The organism is Pseudomonas sp. P106(2024) (assembly GCF_057480815.1).
The window spans coordinates 46,147-62,971 of sequence record NZ_JBLIYU010000017.1; the positions used below are offsets into that span (position 1 = coordinate 46,147).

Here is a 16,825-nt window from a genome sequence, read left to right on the forward strand (position 1 = left end):
GCCCTGTGAAAAGATCATGGCAGTGCGTGCTGCTTCTGGCGGTGCTGGCGCTGGGGGGATGCAGGGTCGAGCTTTACCTCGGCCTCGGCCAGCGCGAGGCCAACGAGATGCTCGCGGTGTTGGACAGCGAGGGCATCGACGCGGTGAAGGCCCAGGACAAGGACGGCAAGGTGAAGATCCTAATCGACGAAGCCGACATCGGCCACGCGGTGGCGGCGCTCAAGCGTCAAGGCTATCCGCGGGAAATGTTTTCCACGGTCAATGATGTGTTTCCCCGCGACAGTTTGATCTCCTCGCCATTGGAGGAGCAGGCGCGGCTGACCTATGTGAAGTCCCAGGAGCTGTCGCGGACCCTGTCGGAGATCGATGGCGTGTTGGTGGCCCGGGTGCATGTGGTGCTTCCGGAGCCCCGTGATGGACTGCGCACGCAGAACGGTGCGGCGTCGGCGTCCATCTTTATCAAGCACGCGGCGGATGCGGCGCTGGGGATGTACATCGGGCAGATGAAGCAGCTGTTGAGCAACAGTATCGAAGGCCTGGACTACGAGCGCATCAGCGTGGTGCTGGTACCGTCTACCCAGGCGCGTCAACCACTGGCGGGCCCGCGCCATGTCACGCTGTTATCGATTCAGGTTCTGGAAGGCTCGCGCTGGCGCTTGCTCACGCTGCTGGGTGTGCTGCTGGGGATGCTGGTGCTGAGCAACCTGGCGCAGTACCTGTGGTGGCATCAGCGGGCACGCACATGACCGAATTCCAGCTTCGCTATTGCCCGGCGAATTACTTGCACTTGAACCATTGTCCTGGAGCCCTGAGCCAGGTAGCCCCGGCATTGCCGCTTTGGCGGGAGAGTTGCACGCTCAACGGTTGGCTGATGTCTGTGCTGGGACTGTCCGAGCCTTTCGACGTGCCAGAACGGCTCGGTAAGCTGGCTTATTATCCGCAGCCGGTGTTTGAGCGGGTGCTGTCAAGTTTGGGGGGACTGCTGCATGGTCGGGCCATCAAGCAGCTGCTCGACCCTGAAGGTCAGACGCGGTTGCGCCAGGCGCTCGACCTGCAAGACCTTCGCTATTGCCTGGAAAAGTGGCCTCTGGTCATCGGCCCTTGGCCTGCCGGCTGGCAACAGGTATTGCCAGCCGGCGACCTGGATGCGTACCTGCCCGGTTGTGGATTGGCATTCTGGCTGCAGGCATGCGGCGAGGTCGATCCAGGGTTCGCTCGGCGCATGGCCCTGCGCCTGCCAGGCATGACTGCTGTGCCAACTTGGCCGATGGACGCTGAGCAACGCGACTTGGCCCGCACCCTTTGCCTGAAAGTGGCCCGAGACAGGAGCCCGGAATGTTGCCATTTATTGAATTGAATGAGGCCCGGCCGATGATCGACCCGAGCCTGAACGTATTGCGCAGCGCTGACTATCAGCAGTACCTCGATGCCCGCGGACTGACCGACAACGCATGTCAGCGTGCCCGTGATATCGATGCCCGGGCCGATGCGGTGCTTGAGGAGCATCAGCGGCTCGGACGGGAGGTCGGGCTGGAAATGGCCGCCATCGAGCAGGCGGCGTTGCTGCACGGGACACGTTTGCACTGCGACGCGTTCTATCGCCAGGTCGACCGGCAGATGAGCGAGGTGGTGCGCCAGGCCGTGTGCAAGGTGCTGGGGCAATACCCTGATATCGAGCTTACATTGGCTGCGACCCGTCAGGCGCTGGCGCAGGTTCAGCCACGGGAAGCACTGTTGCTGCACGTAAGGCCCGATCAGTTGTCCGAGGTTAGCCAGCGTTTGGATGAAGTGCTCGCGCTATATCCCGAGGTCGGGTCTGTCGAGGTATGCGCCGATGCCAGGCTTGCGCGAGGCGGATGTCGTCTGGAGACCGCAGGCTGCGTGATCAATGCCAGTATCGAAGGGCAGTTGGCCGCGTTGCAGCGGGCGCTGACGCAACGGTACCTTGATGATGAGGCTGGAGCGCCATGAACGAAGCCGTGCTGGCCGCAGCCGCGCGGGCGCTCCATGATGATCAGGAGCGTGATGCGTTACTCCAGGTGTTTTGGAAACAGCTTCGCCAGCCTGCTCGGAATCTGGCGAGGGAGAGAGCAGAAGCCATGCCTGTTCGCCGGCCACTGCCTCAGCGAGGGATCCTGGTCTAGTGTGGTGTATCACAAATAGTGACCATAACTCGCGGCGCTTTTTGCGCTCATGCGGGGTTGAAAACAGGCTCGGAATGTTCATTTACAACCCGTAAAATCGAGCACGACTTCTGCCGTTTCTCGCCTGTTTTCGCCTTGTCTGATCGCCATTCGGCTACTGTTCGTACAAACCCCGGGCTTCCAACTCCGATTGTCCTGGACCTGTGGGATAGGGGTTGCCAGTGGTTTGCGGTTATCTATGCAATCTTCTCTTGCGCCTGCAACCAGCGAATCACCTCAGCGACCGGCTGGATCAAGTCACCTGGAATGTACTGCTCCACCAGGCTATCCGCGAACAGCGCCCGGGCCAGGGGAATACGTTCGAGCACCGGTATCCCTTCCTCTTCGGCGATCCGCCGGACCAGCAGGGCCTGTTCGTCGGTGTACTTGAGGGTGACCAACGGCAGGGGCGTTTCCCCGGGCCTGTAGCGCAGGCCCACGGCGATATGGGTCGGGTTGGCGACGATGACCGACGAGCGCCTGACGTCCGCGCGCAGTGTGCCGTTGTGTATCTCGCGATGGCGCTTGCGACGCTCGCGCTTGAGCTCCGGGGCACCCTCCATCTCCTTGTGCTCGCGCTTGACCTCTTCCTTGCTCATGCGCAGCTGTTTCAGATGTTGCCAGCGTTCAAGACCATAGTCGGCCGCCGAGATCGCCAGGAAACCCACGGCACAGACCCCGATAAGGTTGCCCATCAGGCTGCCCAGCAACGGCAGGATGCACTCGATGCCGCACGACGGCACCCGCAGCAGCGTGCGCAGCTGATCGCTGAGCAGGCCAATCACCAGCGCGCCGAGCAGCAGGACCTTGAGCGCCGACTTGAGAAAATCGAGCAGGTTCCTGATCGAGAAGATCCGCGTCACCCCCTCCAGCGGGCTGACTTTTTTCAGGTCAGGTGTGAGCGATTGGCCGCTGAAGACGAAACCGGTCTGCAGCAGGTTGCCGGCGATGGCGGCCAGCACCGCGGTCAAAAGGAACGGCAAGGTGAGCCATAGCAACTCATGCAGCAGTTGCTTCAGCATCAGCTCCAGCGCTTGGCGAAAGGGCAGATGGAGCAGGGGGGCGGGCAGCATCATCAGCTCACCAAGATGCCCGAGAAAGTAGTCGGGAAAGCCCATGGGCAACGCGACCAGGCTCAGGATGAGTACAGTGGAGACCAGCTCCTTGCTCTTGGCCACCTGGCCGTTGCGGCGCGCATCGCGCAATTTCGCTTGTGTGGGTTGTTCGGTCTTTTCGGTGCTCATGGCTGCTCCAGCAAAGGGCCGAGCAGGCGTACCTTGGAGAGTGCGATGAAAACCTGGCTTTCGGCCTGCGTCATCAGCAGGAACAGGTACGGCACCAGCAGCGCGCTGCAGACCAGGCTTTTGATCGGCATGGACAGGATGAACACGTTCAGTGACGGTGCGAAGCGGCTGACCAGGGCGAGGCCGAATTCGGCGAGGAACATGGCAATCAGCAATGGCGCGGCGAACAGCACGCAGAGGCTCAGCAGGTAGTCGAACTGGGCCAGGAAGAACGTATTCCACTGGTCGCCGATGTACGGGTAGAAGCTTGCCACCGGCCAGCTGGCATAGCTGCCCAGCAGCGCCCCTAGCAGCCCCAGGAAGGCGCCGCCGGTGAAGAACAAGGTAACGAGCGTCTGCGCCAGGAAGGCGCCGGTGGGGCTGGTCTGGCTGCCCAGAAGCGGGTTGAGGGTGGAGGCCAGGGTGGCGCCGCGCTGGTTGTCGATGAGAAAGCCGCAGGCCTCCAGGGCCCAGAACGGGATGGCCACCACGAAGCCCAGCAGCAGGCCGAGCAGCACTTCCTTGCCGATCAGCAGCCCCAGCTGTAATCCGTCCAGCGCAACGGGTAGGGTACCGGCCACGCTGGGGTAGATGAACAGGGCCAGCGAACAGGCCACGCCATTGCCCACCAGCGCGCCGCCCAGTACCTGCTTGCCGAGGATCGGCAGCAGCAGAAAACAGCCGAACAACCGGGGCAGGATCAGGCTGAAGCCCAGCAGCATCTGTTCAAGCGTCTGGACCGTCATCGTGCCGAGGAAATTCGGTTGAGCACCAGATCGGTGTAGCGGTACAACTCGCTGCCCATCCAGTCGGCAGTGACGAACAGGGTGACGACCACCGCCACCAGCTTGGCGACAAAACCTAGGGTCTGCTCCTGTACCTGGGTCAACGCCTGTACCAGGGAAACCAGGGTACCGACCAGCGCGGCCATCAGCACCGTCGGCAGCGACAGGACCAGCACCAGCCACAGCGACTGGGTGGCGAAGTGCAGAACTTCGGTATTGCCCATGTCAGCCTCCGTAGCTCAGCACCAGGCCATGGGAAAGTCGCCCCCAGCCGTCGAGCAGGACGAACAGCAGCAGCTTGAAGGGCAGTGAAATGGTCACGGGCGACACCATCATCATGCCCATGGCCAGGAGGATGTTGGAGATGATCAGGTCGATGGCGATGAAGGGCAGGTAGATCAGGAAACCTACCTCGAAGGCCCGGCTCAGCTCGCTGATGGTGAACGCCGGCAGCAGCACCAGCAGGCTGTTGCCGTCGACCCGCTCGGCATAGTGCTGGGGCCAGAGTTGGCGGGTGCTGTCGAGGAAGAAAGCGCGTTCGCGCTCGTTGACCTGGCTGTCGAGAAAAGCGCGAAACGGCGCCATGCCTTCGTCGAGAAAGCGCTCGACCGAACGGGCATCGCCGAGGGTGGTCTCATGGGCGTTCAGGTAGTCGTAGGTGGCCATGCCCACCGGGGCCATGACATAGAGGCTGAGGATGATCGCCAGGCCATACAAGGCCATGTTTGGCGGGATCTGCTGGACACCCAGGGCATTGCGCAGCAACGAGAAGACCACGGCCATCTTCAGGAACGAGGTGGCCATGACCGCGATGAACGGCACCAGCGACAGCAGCGCCAGACCGAGGATCAGGCTCAGTTCGTCCGGCAGCTGGATCATGTCGGTTGCTGCTCCAGCAGGCGGTCGACTCGCACCCCGAGGCGGCCGTCGATCTGCACCAACAGACCGGTGCCGATGCAGCGCTGGTTGGCGAGGATGCGCACCTTGGCATCCACAGGGCTATGCAGTTCAATCAGCGCTCCAGGTTGCAGGGTCGACAGTGTGTGCAGGTCGAGGGTCTGGCGACCGACTTCGAAGCTGACCGGGATGGGCAGTTGCTCCAGCGCTTGCAGCGTAGTGTCGGCCACAGGGGGGGTATCGTGCATGCGGACTAGCTCCAGATGTGTGTCTTCGAGTTGCAGCTCGGCCCAGGGGTGGCCATCGAGCACGCCCAGCAGTCGCGGGGAACTTGGCGTACCGGCAGGCAGTAGCAGGATGTCGCCCGAGCCCAGGTCGCGCAGGTCGTGCAACGTTAATTCGAGGGCGCGCCACTGCAGCGAGAGGTTGAGCTGGATGTTCAGGCGTTCGCGTAGTGGACGCCGTGGCAAGGCCGCCAGCATGTGCTCGCTGTCGCCTTGTACCCAGCAGGGCAGCAGGCCCTGCGCGCTTCTCAGCGTCACCTGCAGACCGGGTGTGCGGTCGATGGTGTCTGCCGGCTCGATGCCCAGGCATTGCAGGCCGGGTAGGCGAGGGGTGTCCCGTTGCAGCACCGCCAGCTGCAGTGCGCTGGGGAGGCTGGCGAAGTCGGCTGCCTGCAACTGTGGTGCGAGCCATTGCGCCAGCTGCTGCCGACGACACAGCAGGCGAGCCGGCACGCCGTGCCAATCGATTAGCACGGTCAGGTCCAGGTCATCGCCTGGAGTGCTGACGCTCAGCGAGACCTGCCCTTGATCGTCGGCATAATGGGGTTGGCGATGGCTCAGTGACTGCTGCAAGCGCAGTTCCTGAGTGTGGGCGACAGGCAAGTTCGATGTACTCATGGTTCAGGCCAGCCTTCGTCCTCTACATGGCGCTTGTTGCGCGAGCCTTGATGGTTGTCGCCCTTTGCGCCAAAGCCGAGGCTGACCGGCTGTGCGGGATCGAGTCGTTGCAGGCGCTCAAGCAGGTCCGTACCGGCCACCTGCAATTGCCGCAGGGCGGCCGGCGCAGCCTGGATCTCCACCTGCAGGCCAGCGCTCGCAGGGTTCATGCGTACTTCGACCTGGCCCAGCTGAGGTAACTGCACCTGCAACAGGGCCTGTTCGCGTTTGCCAGTCCTGCTGACGAACAGTTGCAGTTGCAGGCGCTCAACAAGCGTCTGCAGATCCTGGACGGGGGCAGCGACAGTTGATGACAGGCCCTTGTCGATCAGGGGGCGCTCGCTCGATGGGATGGGGGGGGCAAGGATTGGGTCGATATCGCGGAGTAGCAGACGATCCGGCACGTTGTTGGTATTGTCGTGGACATTTTGAGGGCCCGCCTCGGCTCGACGTGCTTCGGTCAATGAGGTTGGCTCGACTGCATCAGGTATCGCTGGCATGGGCTCCGGAAGGGGACGTTCGATGACGTCCTCGAGCAGCGCAGGTCGTTCTGCTGCGCAGGCGCGCGGGCACTTTGCGATCAAGTCAGCCATGTTCAGGACCACTTGGGTGACAGGGCGTTCAGGGCAGGCTTCGTCCTGGGTGGGTCGATGGCCAGTCTCCTGCGGCGTCCTGCGCTTTATCCGTGGATCTTCCAGCAGGTGTTCGAACAACCGTCGCTGCTCGTTGCATGGCCTAAGTCCAGGCGTTTCAGACAATGGGTTGTCCGGCAGCGCAGGGACAGGCTCGGTGTTCAGCATGGAGAACCTCCCTTGCCATGGCGCTCCTCCACTTCGAGCTCCTGGCTGTGCTCTGTACGCCGAGCGGTTTGCCGGGAAGCTTGCTCGTGCAGCTGCTTGAAACTGTCCAGCTGTTGTCTGGCCTTGGCGAGCTTCGTTTGCGCCTGCTGGCGTGCCGAGTGCTGGCGCATCAGCGCGTCCTCGCAGGCCACGACCTGTCCACGCAGGCTCGCTTCGCGCTCACCGAGCAGTCCGACCTGTCGACGCCAGTGCTCCAGGCCATGGAGGTTGGTCAGGCGGCCCATCTGCGCATCGAACAGACGCTGTTCCTCCTCGAGGGCCCAGCGCCGATAAGTCAGATGCACTTCGAGCGATTGCGCCTGGTCCGCCTGGGCTGCCTGCAAGCGGACCTGTTGAGTGTGCGCTTCGCGCTCGGCCCGTTGCAGCCGGCGTTGCATGATGGATAACAGGGCGGTCAAGGACACCGAGCGATCTCCAGCAGTTGTTCGAGGCTCTGTTGCAGCGAACTGCGCTCATGCGGCGCCTGGCACAGCCAGGCGCGAATGGCATCGCGCTTGTCGATGGCCTGATCCACGGCAGGGTCCTGGCCTCGGGTGTATTCGCCGACTCGCAGCAGCAGCTCGACTTCTTCATAGCACGCCATCCACTGGCGCAACTGGCTGGCGGCGGCGCGGTGGGCAGGGCTGACCACCTGGTGCATCACCCGGCTGACCGAGCGCAGCACGTCGATGGCCGGGTAGTGGTTGGCCGCCCCCAGTGCCTGGGACAGCACGATATGGCCATCGAGGATCGAGCGGGTTTCCTCGGCGATCGGTTCGTTCAGGTCATCGCCTTCCACCAGCACGGTGTAGAGCGCGGTGATCGAGCCCTTGTCCGCGTGCCCGGCACGTTCGAGCAGGCGTGGCAACTGGGCAAACACCGACGGCGGAAAGCCGCGTCGAGTCGGCGGTTCGCCCGCGGCCAGGCCGATCTCCCGCTGGGCCCGGGCGAAGCGGGTCAGCGAGTCCATCAGCAACAGGACCTTGCGGCCCTGATCACGGAAATACTCGGCCACGGTGGTGGCGACGAAGCCCGCACGGGCCCGCTCCATCGCCGGACGGTCGGAGGTCGCGACCACCAGCACCGCACGGCGCAGGCCCTGTTCGCCGAGCTCATGGTGAATGAACTCGCGCACTTCCCGGCCGCGTTCGCCGATCAAGGCGAGGACGATCACGTCTGCCTGTGCGTTGCGCAGCAGTGAGGCCAGCAGCGTGCTCTTGCCGCCGCCGGCGGGTGCGAAGATGCCGACGCGCTGCCCTTCAGCGCAGGTGAGCAGGCCATCGATGCAACGGATGCCCAGGCTCAAGGGTGTGTCGACCAGCTTGCGGCTCAAGGGAGCCGGCGCATCCCGATGTACCGGGTACCAGGCTTGCGGCGCGGTCTGTACGTTGCCGTCGAGCGTGTTGCCCAGGCCGTCGAGTACCATTCCCAGCAGATGATCACCCACACCGACGCGATGCTGGCTACCGGTGGGGCAGACCTCGGTGCGCGTGCAGAGCCCCTGTATGTCGCCCAACGGGGCGAGCAATGCCTGGTCCTGTTGCAGGCCGATGACCTCGGCCAGCAGTTCCTGCTCATGGTCCGGCCTACGCAGCCGGCACAGTTCGCCGACCCGCACCCCAGGCGCCAGTGCACGGATCAGGGTGCCGGTGACCTGGGTGACCTTGCCGTTGACCTGGACCAGGGTGACGTCGTTCACGGCGGCTTTCAGGGCCTGGGGAATCTGGAGCAGCGATGGCGACATGGGAAGGGTGCTGGTGCGCAAAGGAAGGACGCCATTCTAGGAGGCTTGCCATGGGGCGGATTTCACTGTGAGTCGCATGTTTTTAGATTTCGGCCGCCCTCTTTGACGCTTGCCGAAAGGCTAAAAAGAAGCGCCCGGCAATGACAGTAAGGCTCATGGCAGGCCTCTAGCATGCCGCTCATTCATGTAGTTCGATAATGAGGTGGGCATGAGCGTAGGCATCGGCTTAGCGCAGGTTGAATCGGCGGTGGCCGTGGGGGGCGGATGGGAAGGGCAGGCAACCATCCAAGTGCGGCAGGTAACCCCGATGGGGCAGCAGGTCGAGATGGCGGAAGAGGTGTCGATGGCGTTCTCGTCGTTGGCCAATGCCCGGCTCGGTGCCCGTAGCCGCATCACCGATGCGCGCCAGCATGGCTTGCAGGCAGGCCAGGCGGCCGAGGAGATGCTGGCCAAGGTGCCGGATGTGCAGCGTCGTGCCCTGGATGAACTGGTGGCCTGGTTGCGCCAGCATCCCGATCTGACGCCGGGAGAGTTGCAAGCACGGCTGGATGGGTTTTCAGGCGAAGCCTGCCATCGCTACCTGGCCTTGGCCTATGCCCGTGCCGCATTGGGCAATATGGCTGATGACAGCGGCTTGCCTGGGAAGCTAGATCAGGCCATGGCGGGCATGGCGCAGGCGCAGGGCCGGATGATCGAGCTGGGAATCGAGATCGGTCCGCTGGCCCAGGCTACCCAGGAACAGGGGGTCGCCGAAGTGGCCGCGCTGCGTGGGGTGTACTGCGATTTTTTGTGTGGTTATCGCGGTCTCAAGCACGCCTGGGACGAGCTGCGCGCACGCTTCGGTGACGCGGCCATCGGCGATGTCGCCCAGTTCATGCTCAACGGCCTGGCCAGTCATATCAGCGGGCCGTCCTCGCACCTGGACAGCAATCAGCTGCAGCAGGTCATCGGCGACATGAAACTGGTGCAGGCCCTGAAGAAACTGGAAAGCGACACTACCGCGCTGTTCCGCCAGCTTGCCGGAGAGCCCAGTGGCGTACGGGCCTTCTGATCTGGTCAGCGACCTCTTGGCGCTGATCGACAAACGCTGGGCCGGCGAGCAGGACATCCTGCGCCTGCTGGCCGTGCTGCCGCTTGCTCCTGGCGGGCAACGCATCCACTGCCTGCGTGAACTGCAGCGCATCTTCCGGCTGTTGCCTCTGCAGGTTTTCAGCGATGAGACCCAGCGCGAGCACCTGCTGATGGTCTGTCAGTTGACCATGGACCGGCTCATCGAAGATGAGGAAGCGTCGCTGCGTGGCGTGCGGGAGGAATGAGCATGGACCCTTGTAGCGAGGCCATCGTCCGGTTCTGCCGCGATCAAGGCGTGGTACTGGCGCATCTGCCGGAAACACGGCTACGCCTGGATCTTCCGGATATCGGTGTCCTGCAGTTCGAGCGGCTGGCGGGCCAGGTGACGCTTTGGCTGAGCTTTGCCGTGCAGGGCGCATTGTTCGAGCATGCCATGTCGAGTGCGCTCAGGCATGTCCAGGACCACCAGGTACCTGGGCAGCTGTTGCGATGCGGCCTGCTGCCTGACGAACGTCTGGTGTTGCTGGTCAGTCTCGATGAACGTCGCGTGACGAAACAGGTATTGCACGAGGCTTACCAGTTGCTGTCGCGTATGCGCGTCGAAGTGCTTGCGGCATGAGCCTGATAGAACGAGGCGGGCAGCTCCATGCCCCGTGGCTGCAATCCTTGGCAGCCGACACCGTGTTCCCCCGATCGGTTGGCGAACCGCTGCCGATGCCTGGGCAACCTGTGCAGGCACACCTGCGTGAGCTGTACCCGCAGTATCGGATGGTAAGCCTGCGGCTGTCGTACGCCAGTCCCGAACAGGAGCTGCGTGCCCTGTACGACCCACATCGCTTCGCCATGACGCTGGGCTCCCTGGCAAAGCAACTGCTGAGCGCCAAGGAGCGCCAGGCGGCGGTACTGCTGCAAGCGTTGCTGGCCGACCGGCACGCGCTGGCGTGCTACGCGAACCTTCTGCTCAAGGTATGAACAGATGCAATTGACGATCGAACAGTGTGATGTCCTGCAACTGTTGGCCTGGCTTCATCTGCGATGTGGACGACCTGACGGTGCGCAAACATTGCTGGAGGTGCTGTTGCGGGTTGATCCCGATCACCTCGCCGGGCGGCGCGCTTCGGTAGTGGCCGCCCTCGAGCTGGGCGACTGGGCGCGCGCCGAGCAGCAGTGCCTGACGCTGCGTGACGCCGGCGAGCAGCAGGCATCCTTATGGCTGTGCTTGAGCCAGGCGCAGCAGATGGCGGGCCGCCTGGAGCAGGCGCAGGCCACCTTCGCCGAGTACCTGCGACTCAAGGATCAGTCATGAACACCTTGACCCGGATGCTCGGCCATGTCGGCGCGCGCAAGGACCTGATGCTGGCGGTGATGCTGCTGGCAGTGGTGTTCATGATGATCCTGCCGTTGCCGCCGCTGTTGCTGGACCTGCTGATCGCCCTGAACATTACCATCGCCGTGGTGTTGATGATGATGTCGGTGTACGTTGTCTCGCCGCTACATTTCTCGGTGTTCCCGTCGGTGCTGCTGGTCACCACGCTGTTTCGCCTGGCGCTGTCGATCAGCACCACGCGGATGATCCTGCTGGAGGCCGACGCCGGGCAGATCGTGCAGACCTTTGGCGACTTCGTGGTCGGCGGCAACCTGGTGGTGGGCTGCATCCTGTTCCTGATCATCACCATCGTGCAGTTCCTGGTGATCACCAAGGGTGCCGAGCGGGTGGCGGAGGTCAGCGCGCGGTTTTCCCTCGATGCCATGCCGGGCAAGCAGATGAGCATCGACGGCGACCTGCGCGCCGGGGTCATCGACGTCAACGAGGCCCGTTCGCGCCGTGGCGAAGTGGAAAAGGCCAGCCAGATGTACGGGGCCATGGACGGGGCGATGAAGTTCGTCAAGGGCGATGCCATCGCCGGGTTGGTGATCATCGTGGTCAACTTGCTGGCTGGGCTGGCCATTGGCGTGATGCAGAAGGGCATGACGGCGGCCGACGCCTTGCAGCTCTACGCGGTACTCACCGTGGGCGACGGCATGGTCAGCCAAGTGCCGGCGCTGCTCATCGCCATCACCGCGGGCATCATCGTCACCCGCGACGGTGAAGGTGCCCGCGACCTGGGGGCGAACATCGGCAGCCAGGTGATGGCGCAGCCCAAGGCCTTATTGATCGGCGGCGCGCTGCTGGCATTGTTCGGTATTATCCCAGGGTTTCCGACGTTTACTTTCTTCAGCCTGGCGCTGTTGGTTGGCGGCGGTGGCTGGTGGGTAATCCGCCAGCGACGCATCGAGGAGGACGGCCGGCAGCAGAGCGGTGGCCTGCCGGCGCTGTTGGCCAACGGCGCCGGCGCGCCTACGCTCAAACCAACCGGCAGGGCGAAGTTGGCCGGTGATACACAAGCTTTTGCTCTGACCGTGCCCTTGCTCATCGATGTGGACAGTGGCCTGCAAGCCGCCCTTGAAGCCGTCTCGCTGAACGACGAGCTGGCGCGGGTGCGCCAGGCGCTGTACCTGGATCATGGCGTGCCGTTTCCCGGCATCCGCCTGCGTTTTACCAGCGCGCTTGGCCCCGGCGAGTACCGCATCCTGTTGCAGGAAGTGCCGGTGGCGCGTGGGCGGCTCATGCCGGAACGGCTACTGGTGCAGGAAAAACCCAGCCAGTTGGCGCTTGTCGGCGTGTCCTATGAGGAAGGCGAAGCCCTGCAGCCGGGGCGTGTGGCGCTATGGGTGGAGCAGGCGCAGCGTGAGCGCCTGGAGCGCGCCGGGTGCGCCTTCCTGGCGATCGACCAGGTGCTCGCCTGGCATCTTTCGCAGGTTTTGTGCGAGTACGCCGGGGATTTCATCGGCATCCAGGAGACCCGCTACCTGCTGGAGCAGATGGAGCAGGGCTATGGGGAACTGGTCAAGGAGGTGCAGCGCATCCTGCCGTTGCAGCGCATCACCGAGGTCTTCCAGCGGCTGGTGGGCGAGGGCATCTCGATCCGCAACATGCGCTCGATTCTCGAGGCTCTCGTGGAGTGGGGGCAGAAGGAAAAGGATGTGGTGCAGTTGGCCGAATACGTGCGCAGCAGCCTCAAGCGCTACATCTGCTACAAGTACGCCAGCGGCCACAACCTGCTGCCGGCCTATCTGCTGGACCCTGCGGTCGAGGAGATGATCCGCAGTGGCATCCGCCAGACCAGCGCCGGCAGCTACCTGGCGTTGGAGCCGGCGCAGAGCGACGCCTTTCTCGCCCAGGTGAAAGCCGTGGTGGGCGACCTGCAGGATGTTCAAGCCAGGCCCGTGCTGGTGGTGTCGATGGATATCCGCCGCTATGTACGCAAGCTGGTCGAGGGCATCTATTTCGAGCTGCCGGTGCTGTCGTTCCAGGAACTCACCACGCAGATCAACATCCAGCCGCTGGGGCGAATCGGCTGACGCTCATCGGGTGTCAGAAAGCGTTATCCGGAAACTACAAAATCGCGGCCGGGCCTGACGGAGCGGTTGTTCGCCCTTCAATAGACTCATCTGCATGTACCCCAAGAAGGGTACCTGGCCAACCGGATACAGATGATGAGCAGTTCTATTGAAGCAAGTAGTCGCCCTGTCCCATTGCCGTATGTAGACCGTGTCGCGCCGCCGGACACCTGGCAAGACATAAGGCGCCTGGAGGAGATCCTGGATCAACACGGGATCATGGCCATGGGCGGCCAGGGGCAGCCGCTGGACCTGGTACATCGAGCGCAGGCCATCGAGCAGTTGTTGGGCCCCGAGGGGCAGGCGCGCCTGGCGCAGAGTCGTCCCTATTTCGAGGGGTTGCTGGCGCGACCGCTGCCTGAGCAGCATGTCGATGCGCTTTGCCAGTTGCTCGAGGCTTATGCCGGCTGGTTGCCGGGAGCTCCCTTGCAGTTGCAGAACCTGGGTGAGCGCTTGCGCATGGACGAGCTGGTGATGGCGGCGATGGGCCTGCGCATGCGCAAGCAGAAGGCCGAACGCACCGAGCTTAGCGAGCAGCTCAGGTGCCTCACGGCGGAGCTGAAGATCTTCAGCGTGATCCAGTCGAAGGTCAACGTGGTGATGGCTGACAAGGGCACCTTCAAGCTGGAAGACGGTAGTTTCAACCTCTTCGACCGCAAGCTCTATGACCTCGATGCGGACAGTTGGGAGAAGAGTTTCGAGCGCCGACTGCTCTCGAGCCTGGACACGTTCAAGCCCACCTTCAACGGCTCTGGGGTCGTCACGGTGCGGCATTTTCTCGAGGGCACGCAATCCGTCACTGCGTCGAGTGCAAGCGGTAGCCGCCTGCACAAGGTCAGTGGGCCGATGACCGATCTGAAAGCGCAGTACGCCTGGGACAAGGACAACAACCCGTTGGCCAATTTCTCCCAGGCATTGAGCGACCGCACCCGCATCGTCAACGACAAGGTGACCGAACAGACCACCCTGCTCAACGACGTGGGTTCGCGCTACACCACCTCCACCGAGGTGATGATGAAGTTCGTCGAGACCTGGTTCTCGATGCTGTCCAAGATTCTGCAGAACTGAGGTAGGAGATGACAGTAGTACAACAGATGGCCGGCGGCGATGCTGATGCCAACAACGTCGATGCGATCGAGCGCTTCTTCGGCGATGGCGGCACATTCGCCATGCTGCGCGGGGTTTGCGTGGCACAACTGGAAACGCTTTATGCCCAGGCGTTCAACTTCTACCAGGCGGGACGGCTGGAGGATGCGCTGACGATGTTCAAGGGGCTGGCGGCACTCAACCACTACGATCCCCGGGCGTTTCTGGGCGTGGCAGGTGCCTACCAGGCCCTTGAGCGCTACCAGGATGCATTGCCGGCCTATGCCTATGGCGCGATGCTCGCGCCGCAGGACCCGCGTTTCACCTTCCATGCCGCTCAATGCCACCAGCACCTGGGCGACCTTGCCTCGGCGCGCAGCGGTTACGAACAGGCGCAGATCCTGGCGGTGGACAGCGAACATGCCGGTCTGGCAGGTCAGGCACAGGTGCTGCTCGAGGCCCTGCAGCAGAAGGAGGGCGCACGTCATGCGAGCTGAACTTCTTCCTGTGGAGCAGCCGCTCCTGATGCCGGCTGAAATCGAATCGGAACCGCGTCTGCCGGGTGCGGCGATCCAGTTGCCCGGCGAGACCGGCACACCGTCCAGAATCGCAACGATCAAGCAGGACATGAATGTCCGGCTGGATCCTCCGGCGCCACTGGCGACGGGACAGCTACAGGGGCAGGTAGTCGACAAGCTGTTCGACGCCGAAGGCCTCATGCAACCGGTGCTGGTCGCGGTACCCGATGTCGGGGCACTGATACTTGGGCAGCTCGCCGGGGACATCTCCGACGCTGAGTTGGATATTCGCCTCACCGAACTGCTGAGCCAGTTGGGTGCTCGGCAGACCGAGCTGAATCTGCAGCAGGTACGTCAGCTCACCGAGCAGAACCGCCAGCAGATGGCGCTCAACGCGCAAAAGATGGAGGAGGTGGCCCAGCGACACCGGGATGCTGGCACGGCGAGCGTGTTCGCCAAGGTTTTTGGCTGGGCCGCCGCCATCGTCTCCATCGTGGTGGGGACCGTCATGGTCGCCACCGGCCTGGGCGCCGTCGCGGGCGCGCTGATGATCGCCGGTGGCGTCATGGGCGTGGTGTCCATGTCGTTGAACCAGGCCGCCGAGGACGGACACATCTCCAAGGAGGTAATGAAGTACCTCGGGCCGGTGCTGATGGCGGTGGAAGTCGCCCTGGCGCTGGCCTCGGTGGTGCTGACCTGCGGCGGTAGCCTCGCGGTGGTCGCTGCCCGGGTGGCCGGCAAGGTGAGTGGCAAGGTCGCTCAGGCGGTCCTGTCGGTGGGCCAGAAGATCCAGAGCGTCGCCTCCACCGGTGTCATCTCGACCGCCAGCGCGGGCACCCAGGCCAAGCTACAGATGACCCTGACAGGCGCCAGCATGGCGACCACCACGCTGTCCAGCGCCGGGCAGGCGGCCAGTTCGATCATGCAGGGGCTGGCGTTGCGCAGCGAGGCCCAGCTGGCGGAGATGCGCCTGCTGCTGGACCAGGGACACAGTTTTCTCGAGCAGTTGGCCAAGGCGCTGGAACAACTGCTCGCGGGGAAGGAGCAACGCTTCGAACAACTGCTGGAACTGTTGAACAACCGCAGCAAAGCCTGCGCCGATATTGCTTGCCGAAACGTCATTGCCTGATCAAGGAGTCAATCATGAGTCTGTCTATTTCCACTATTGATCATTCGTCCCACGTGAATGCCCAACTGCCGGTCACCGAGGGGCAGAAGGTTGGGCAGCCGCTGTGGGCGATGCTGGCCATGCCCGGTGCAGCGACGAGCGCGGCATTTGCCGAGAAGCAAGGGCGGGTAAGCCTGGATACGCCGCAGGCTACGCCCTGCAGCCAGGACCTGGAGAGCCTGCTGGCGATTCTCCGAGCCGCCATGCAGGTGCGCGATGGCAATGCGCAGGGGCGCAGGACCCAGGCCGAAGTCAGCGTGCTGGCGAGCAAGGAACAGATCGGCTGGATGAGAACCGCCAGCAATGCGCTGTTCGCCTCGGCGGCTGTCAGCGGTGCATTGGGTATGTTCACCCTGGTCAGCGGTACCACCGGGATGCTCAAAAATCTGGGGGATGCGCGGACTATCAAGGGAGTGGAGCAAGCCAGTCATGCTGCCGAGTTTGCCAAGCCCGGTGAGGTGACGATGGCCTCAAAGAAGCTGATCGCCGAGAACCGTATCGAGGTCAAGCATCTGCAGAACGGCATCGACACCCGCAATACCACATTGCACACGCTCAATGGCGTGGCCCAGAGTGGCGCAGCCTTCGGCACGGGCATCGCCCATGCCATCAAGTCGTTGCAGGATGTCTGGGCCAAGGAGCAGGAGCTTGAGGCGGCGGTTGCCGGTAACCAGAAGGAGTTGTTCCAGCGCTGTACCGATGATTTGGCGAAGATGATCGACCAGGTGCGTCAGCTGATCCAGGAAATCCTGCGCAATGACAACCAGGGGCTCAGGGCTGCTGGCATCATGGCCTGAGAAGACCCGGTTTCTTGAAGGATGTTAGACGCCGCAAGGGTCCAGGCTCTTGCGGCTTTTTCATGCTTGCGT

At 63.3% G+C, this 16,825-nt stretch carries 21 protein-coding genes; 13 read left to right on the forward strand and 8 right to left on the reverse strand.

Annotated elements, in window-relative coordinates; all coding sequences use genetic code 11:
• The first annotated feature begins 5 nt into the window (after positions 1-5).
• The 3 genes from sctJ to AC25M7_RS21880 are packed head-to-tail and all read left to right on the forward strand — an operon-like array spanning position 6 to position 1,971.
• Entirely contained in the window at positions 6-746 is a 741-nt protein-coding gene (gene sctJ / locus AC25M7_RS21870) for a type III secretion system inner membrane ring lipoprotein SctJ (protein ID WP_088851406.1), read from the forward strand.
• Positions 743-1,357 (forward strand): SctK family type III secretion system sorting platform protein, encoded by a 615-nt coding sequence (locus tag AC25M7_RS21875; protein ID WP_088851407.1) that lies wholly within the window; start codon positions 743-745, stop codon positions 1,355-1,357. The genes sctJ and AC25M7_RS21875 overlap by 4 nt, the downstream gene beginning before the upstream one ends.
• The gene (locus tag AC25M7_RS21880) at positions 1,336-1,971 is read left to right on the forward strand and encodes an HrpE/YscL family type III secretion apparatus protein (protein WP_486971461.1); all 636 of its coding nucleotides are present in this window, start codon (positions 1,336-1,338) and stop codon (positions 1,969-1,971) included. Before AC25M7_RS21875 ends, AC25M7_RS21880 begins: the two co-directional genes overlap by 22 nt.
• Before the next feature lie 409 nt (positions 1,972-2,380).
• On the opposite strand, the gene sctU is transcribed toward AC25M7_RS21880, so the two are convergent.
• Genes sctU through sctN form a run of 8 tightly spaced genes read right to left on the reverse strand, consistent with a single transcriptional unit; the run spans position 2,381 to position 8,672 of the window.
• On the reverse strand, positions 2,381-3,427 hold the full coding sequence (sctU, locus tag AC25M7_RS21885; RefSeq protein WP_062361113.1) for a type III secretion system export apparatus subunit SctU: 1,047 nt from the start codon (positions 3,425-3,427) through the stop codon (positions 2,381-2,383).
• A complete protein-coding gene (sctT, locus tag AC25M7_RS21890; protein WP_486971462.1) occupies positions 3,424-4,212 on the reverse strand; it encodes a type III secretion system export apparatus subunit SctT in 789 nt (262 codons plus the stop codon). Before sctT ends, sctU begins: the two co-directional genes overlap by 4 nt.
• The gene (sctS, locus tag AC25M7_RS21895) at positions 4,209-4,475 is read right to left on the reverse strand and encodes a type III secretion system export apparatus subunit SctS (protein WP_028692490.1); all 267 of its coding nucleotides are present in this window, start codon (positions 4,473-4,475) and stop codon (positions 4,209-4,211) included. Before sctS ends, sctT begins: the two co-directional genes overlap by 4 nt.
• Position 4,476: 1 nt before the next feature.
• Positions 4,477-5,130: a type III secretion system export apparatus subunit SctR gene (gene sctR, locus AC25M7_RS21900; protein WP_028692489.1), complete on the reverse strand. Its 654-nt coding sequence runs from the start codon at positions 5,128-5,130 to the stop codon at positions 4,477-4,479.
• A complete protein-coding gene (gene sctQ, locus AC25M7_RS21905; protein WP_062361115.1) occupies positions 5,127-6,050 on the reverse strand; it encodes a type III secretion system cytoplasmic ring protein SctQ in 924 nt (307 codons plus the stop codon). The genes sctR and sctQ overlap by 4 nt, the downstream gene beginning before the upstream one ends.
• A complete protein-coding gene (locus tag AC25M7_RS21910; RefSeq protein WP_486971463.1) occupies positions 6,047-6,889 on the reverse strand; it encodes a type III secretion system needle length determinant in 843 nt (280 codons plus the stop codon). Before AC25M7_RS21910 ends, sctQ begins: the two co-directional genes overlap by 4 nt.
• Positions 6,883-7,353: a type III secretion system stalk subunit SctO gene (gene sctO, locus AC25M7_RS21915; RefSeq protein WP_486971464.1), complete on the reverse strand. Its 471-nt coding sequence runs from the start codon at positions 7,351-7,353 to the stop codon at positions 6,883-6,885. The genes AC25M7_RS21910 and sctO overlap by 7 nt, the downstream gene beginning before the upstream one ends.
• Positions 7,344-8,672, reverse strand: coding sequence for a type III secretion system ATPase SctN (gene sctN, locus AC25M7_RS21920; protein WP_062361198.1), 1,329 nt, complete (start codon positions 8,670-8,672; stop codon positions 7,344-7,346). Before sctN ends, sctO begins: the two co-directional genes overlap by 10 nt.
• Before the next feature lie 208 nt (positions 8,673-8,880).
• Between sctN and AC25M7_RS21925 the strand changes: the two genes are divergently transcribed.
• The 10 genes from AC25M7_RS21925 to AC25M7_RS21970 all read left to right on the forward strand — a co-directional run bounded on the left by AC25M7_RS21925 (position 8,881) and on the right by AC25M7_RS21970 (position 16,753).
• Positions 8,881-9,723: an HrpJ domain-containing protein gene (locus AC25M7_RS21925; RefSeq protein ID WP_028692485.1), complete on the forward strand. Its 843-nt coding sequence runs from the start codon at positions 8,881-8,883 to the stop codon at positions 9,721-9,723.
• On the forward strand, positions 9,704-9,988 hold the full coding sequence (locus AC25M7_RS21930) for a TyeA family type III secretion system gatekeeper subunit (protein ID WP_028692484.1): 285 nt from the start codon (positions 9,704-9,706) through the stop codon (positions 9,986-9,988). The genes AC25M7_RS21925 and AC25M7_RS21930 overlap by 20 nt, the downstream gene beginning before the upstream one ends.
• A gap of 2 nt (positions 9,989-9,990) precedes the next feature.
• The gene (locus AC25M7_RS21935) at positions 9,991-10,362 is read left to right on the forward strand and encodes a type III secretion system chaperone family protein (RefSeq protein ID WP_051555750.1); all 372 of its coding nucleotides are present in this window, start codon (positions 9,991-9,993) and stop codon (positions 10,360-10,362) included.
• Positions 10,359-10,715 (forward strand): type III secretion apparatus assembly protein SctX, encoded by a 357-nt coding sequence (gene sctX, locus AC25M7_RS21940; RefSeq protein WP_062361126.1) that lies wholly within the window; start codon positions 10,359-10,361, stop codon positions 10,713-10,715. Before AC25M7_RS21935 ends, sctX begins: the two co-directional genes overlap by 4 nt.
• A 4-nt stretch (positions 10,716-10,719) precedes the next feature.
• Positions 10,720-11,049, forward strand: coding sequence for a type III secretion apparatus assembly chaperone SctY (gene sctY, locus AC25M7_RS21945; protein ID WP_028692481.1), 330 nt, complete (start codon positions 10,720-10,722; stop codon positions 11,047-11,049).
• Positions 11,046-13,145, forward strand: a complete 2,100-nt coding sequence (gene sctV, locus AC25M7_RS21950; RefSeq protein ID WP_028692480.1) for a type III secretion system export apparatus subunit SctV — start codon at positions 11,046-11,048, stop codon at positions 13,143-13,145. Before sctY ends, sctV begins: the two co-directional genes overlap by 4 nt.
• Positions 13,146-13,280: 135 nt before the next feature.
• Positions 13,281-14,252 carry a virulence-associated V antigen gene (locus tag AC25M7_RS21955; RefSeq protein ID WP_186595502.1) on the forward strand — a complete coding sequence of 324 codons (972 nt, stop codon included), beginning with the start codon at positions 13,281-13,283 and terminating at the stop codon, positions 14,250-14,252.
• An 8-nt stretch (positions 14,253-14,260) separates the two neighbouring features.
• The gene (locus tag AC25M7_RS21960) at positions 14,261-14,767 is read left to right on the forward strand and encodes a SycD/LcrH family type III secretion system chaperone (RefSeq protein ID WP_081791636.1); all 507 of its coding nucleotides are present in this window, start codon (positions 14,261-14,263) and stop codon (positions 14,765-14,767) included.
• Entirely contained in the window at positions 14,757-15,917 is a 1,161-nt protein-coding gene (gene sctE / locus AC25M7_RS21965) for a type III secretion system translocon subunit SseC family protein (protein ID WP_158216128.1), read from the forward strand. Before AC25M7_RS21960 ends, sctE begins: the two co-directional genes overlap by 11 nt.
• A gap of 14 nt (positions 15,918-15,931) precedes the next feature.
• Positions 15,932-16,753, forward strand: a complete 822-nt coding sequence (locus tag AC25M7_RS21970) for a hypothetical protein (protein ID WP_139121072.1) — start codon at positions 15,932-15,934, stop codon at positions 16,751-16,753.
• Positions 16,754-16,825: the final 72 nt, after the last annotated feature.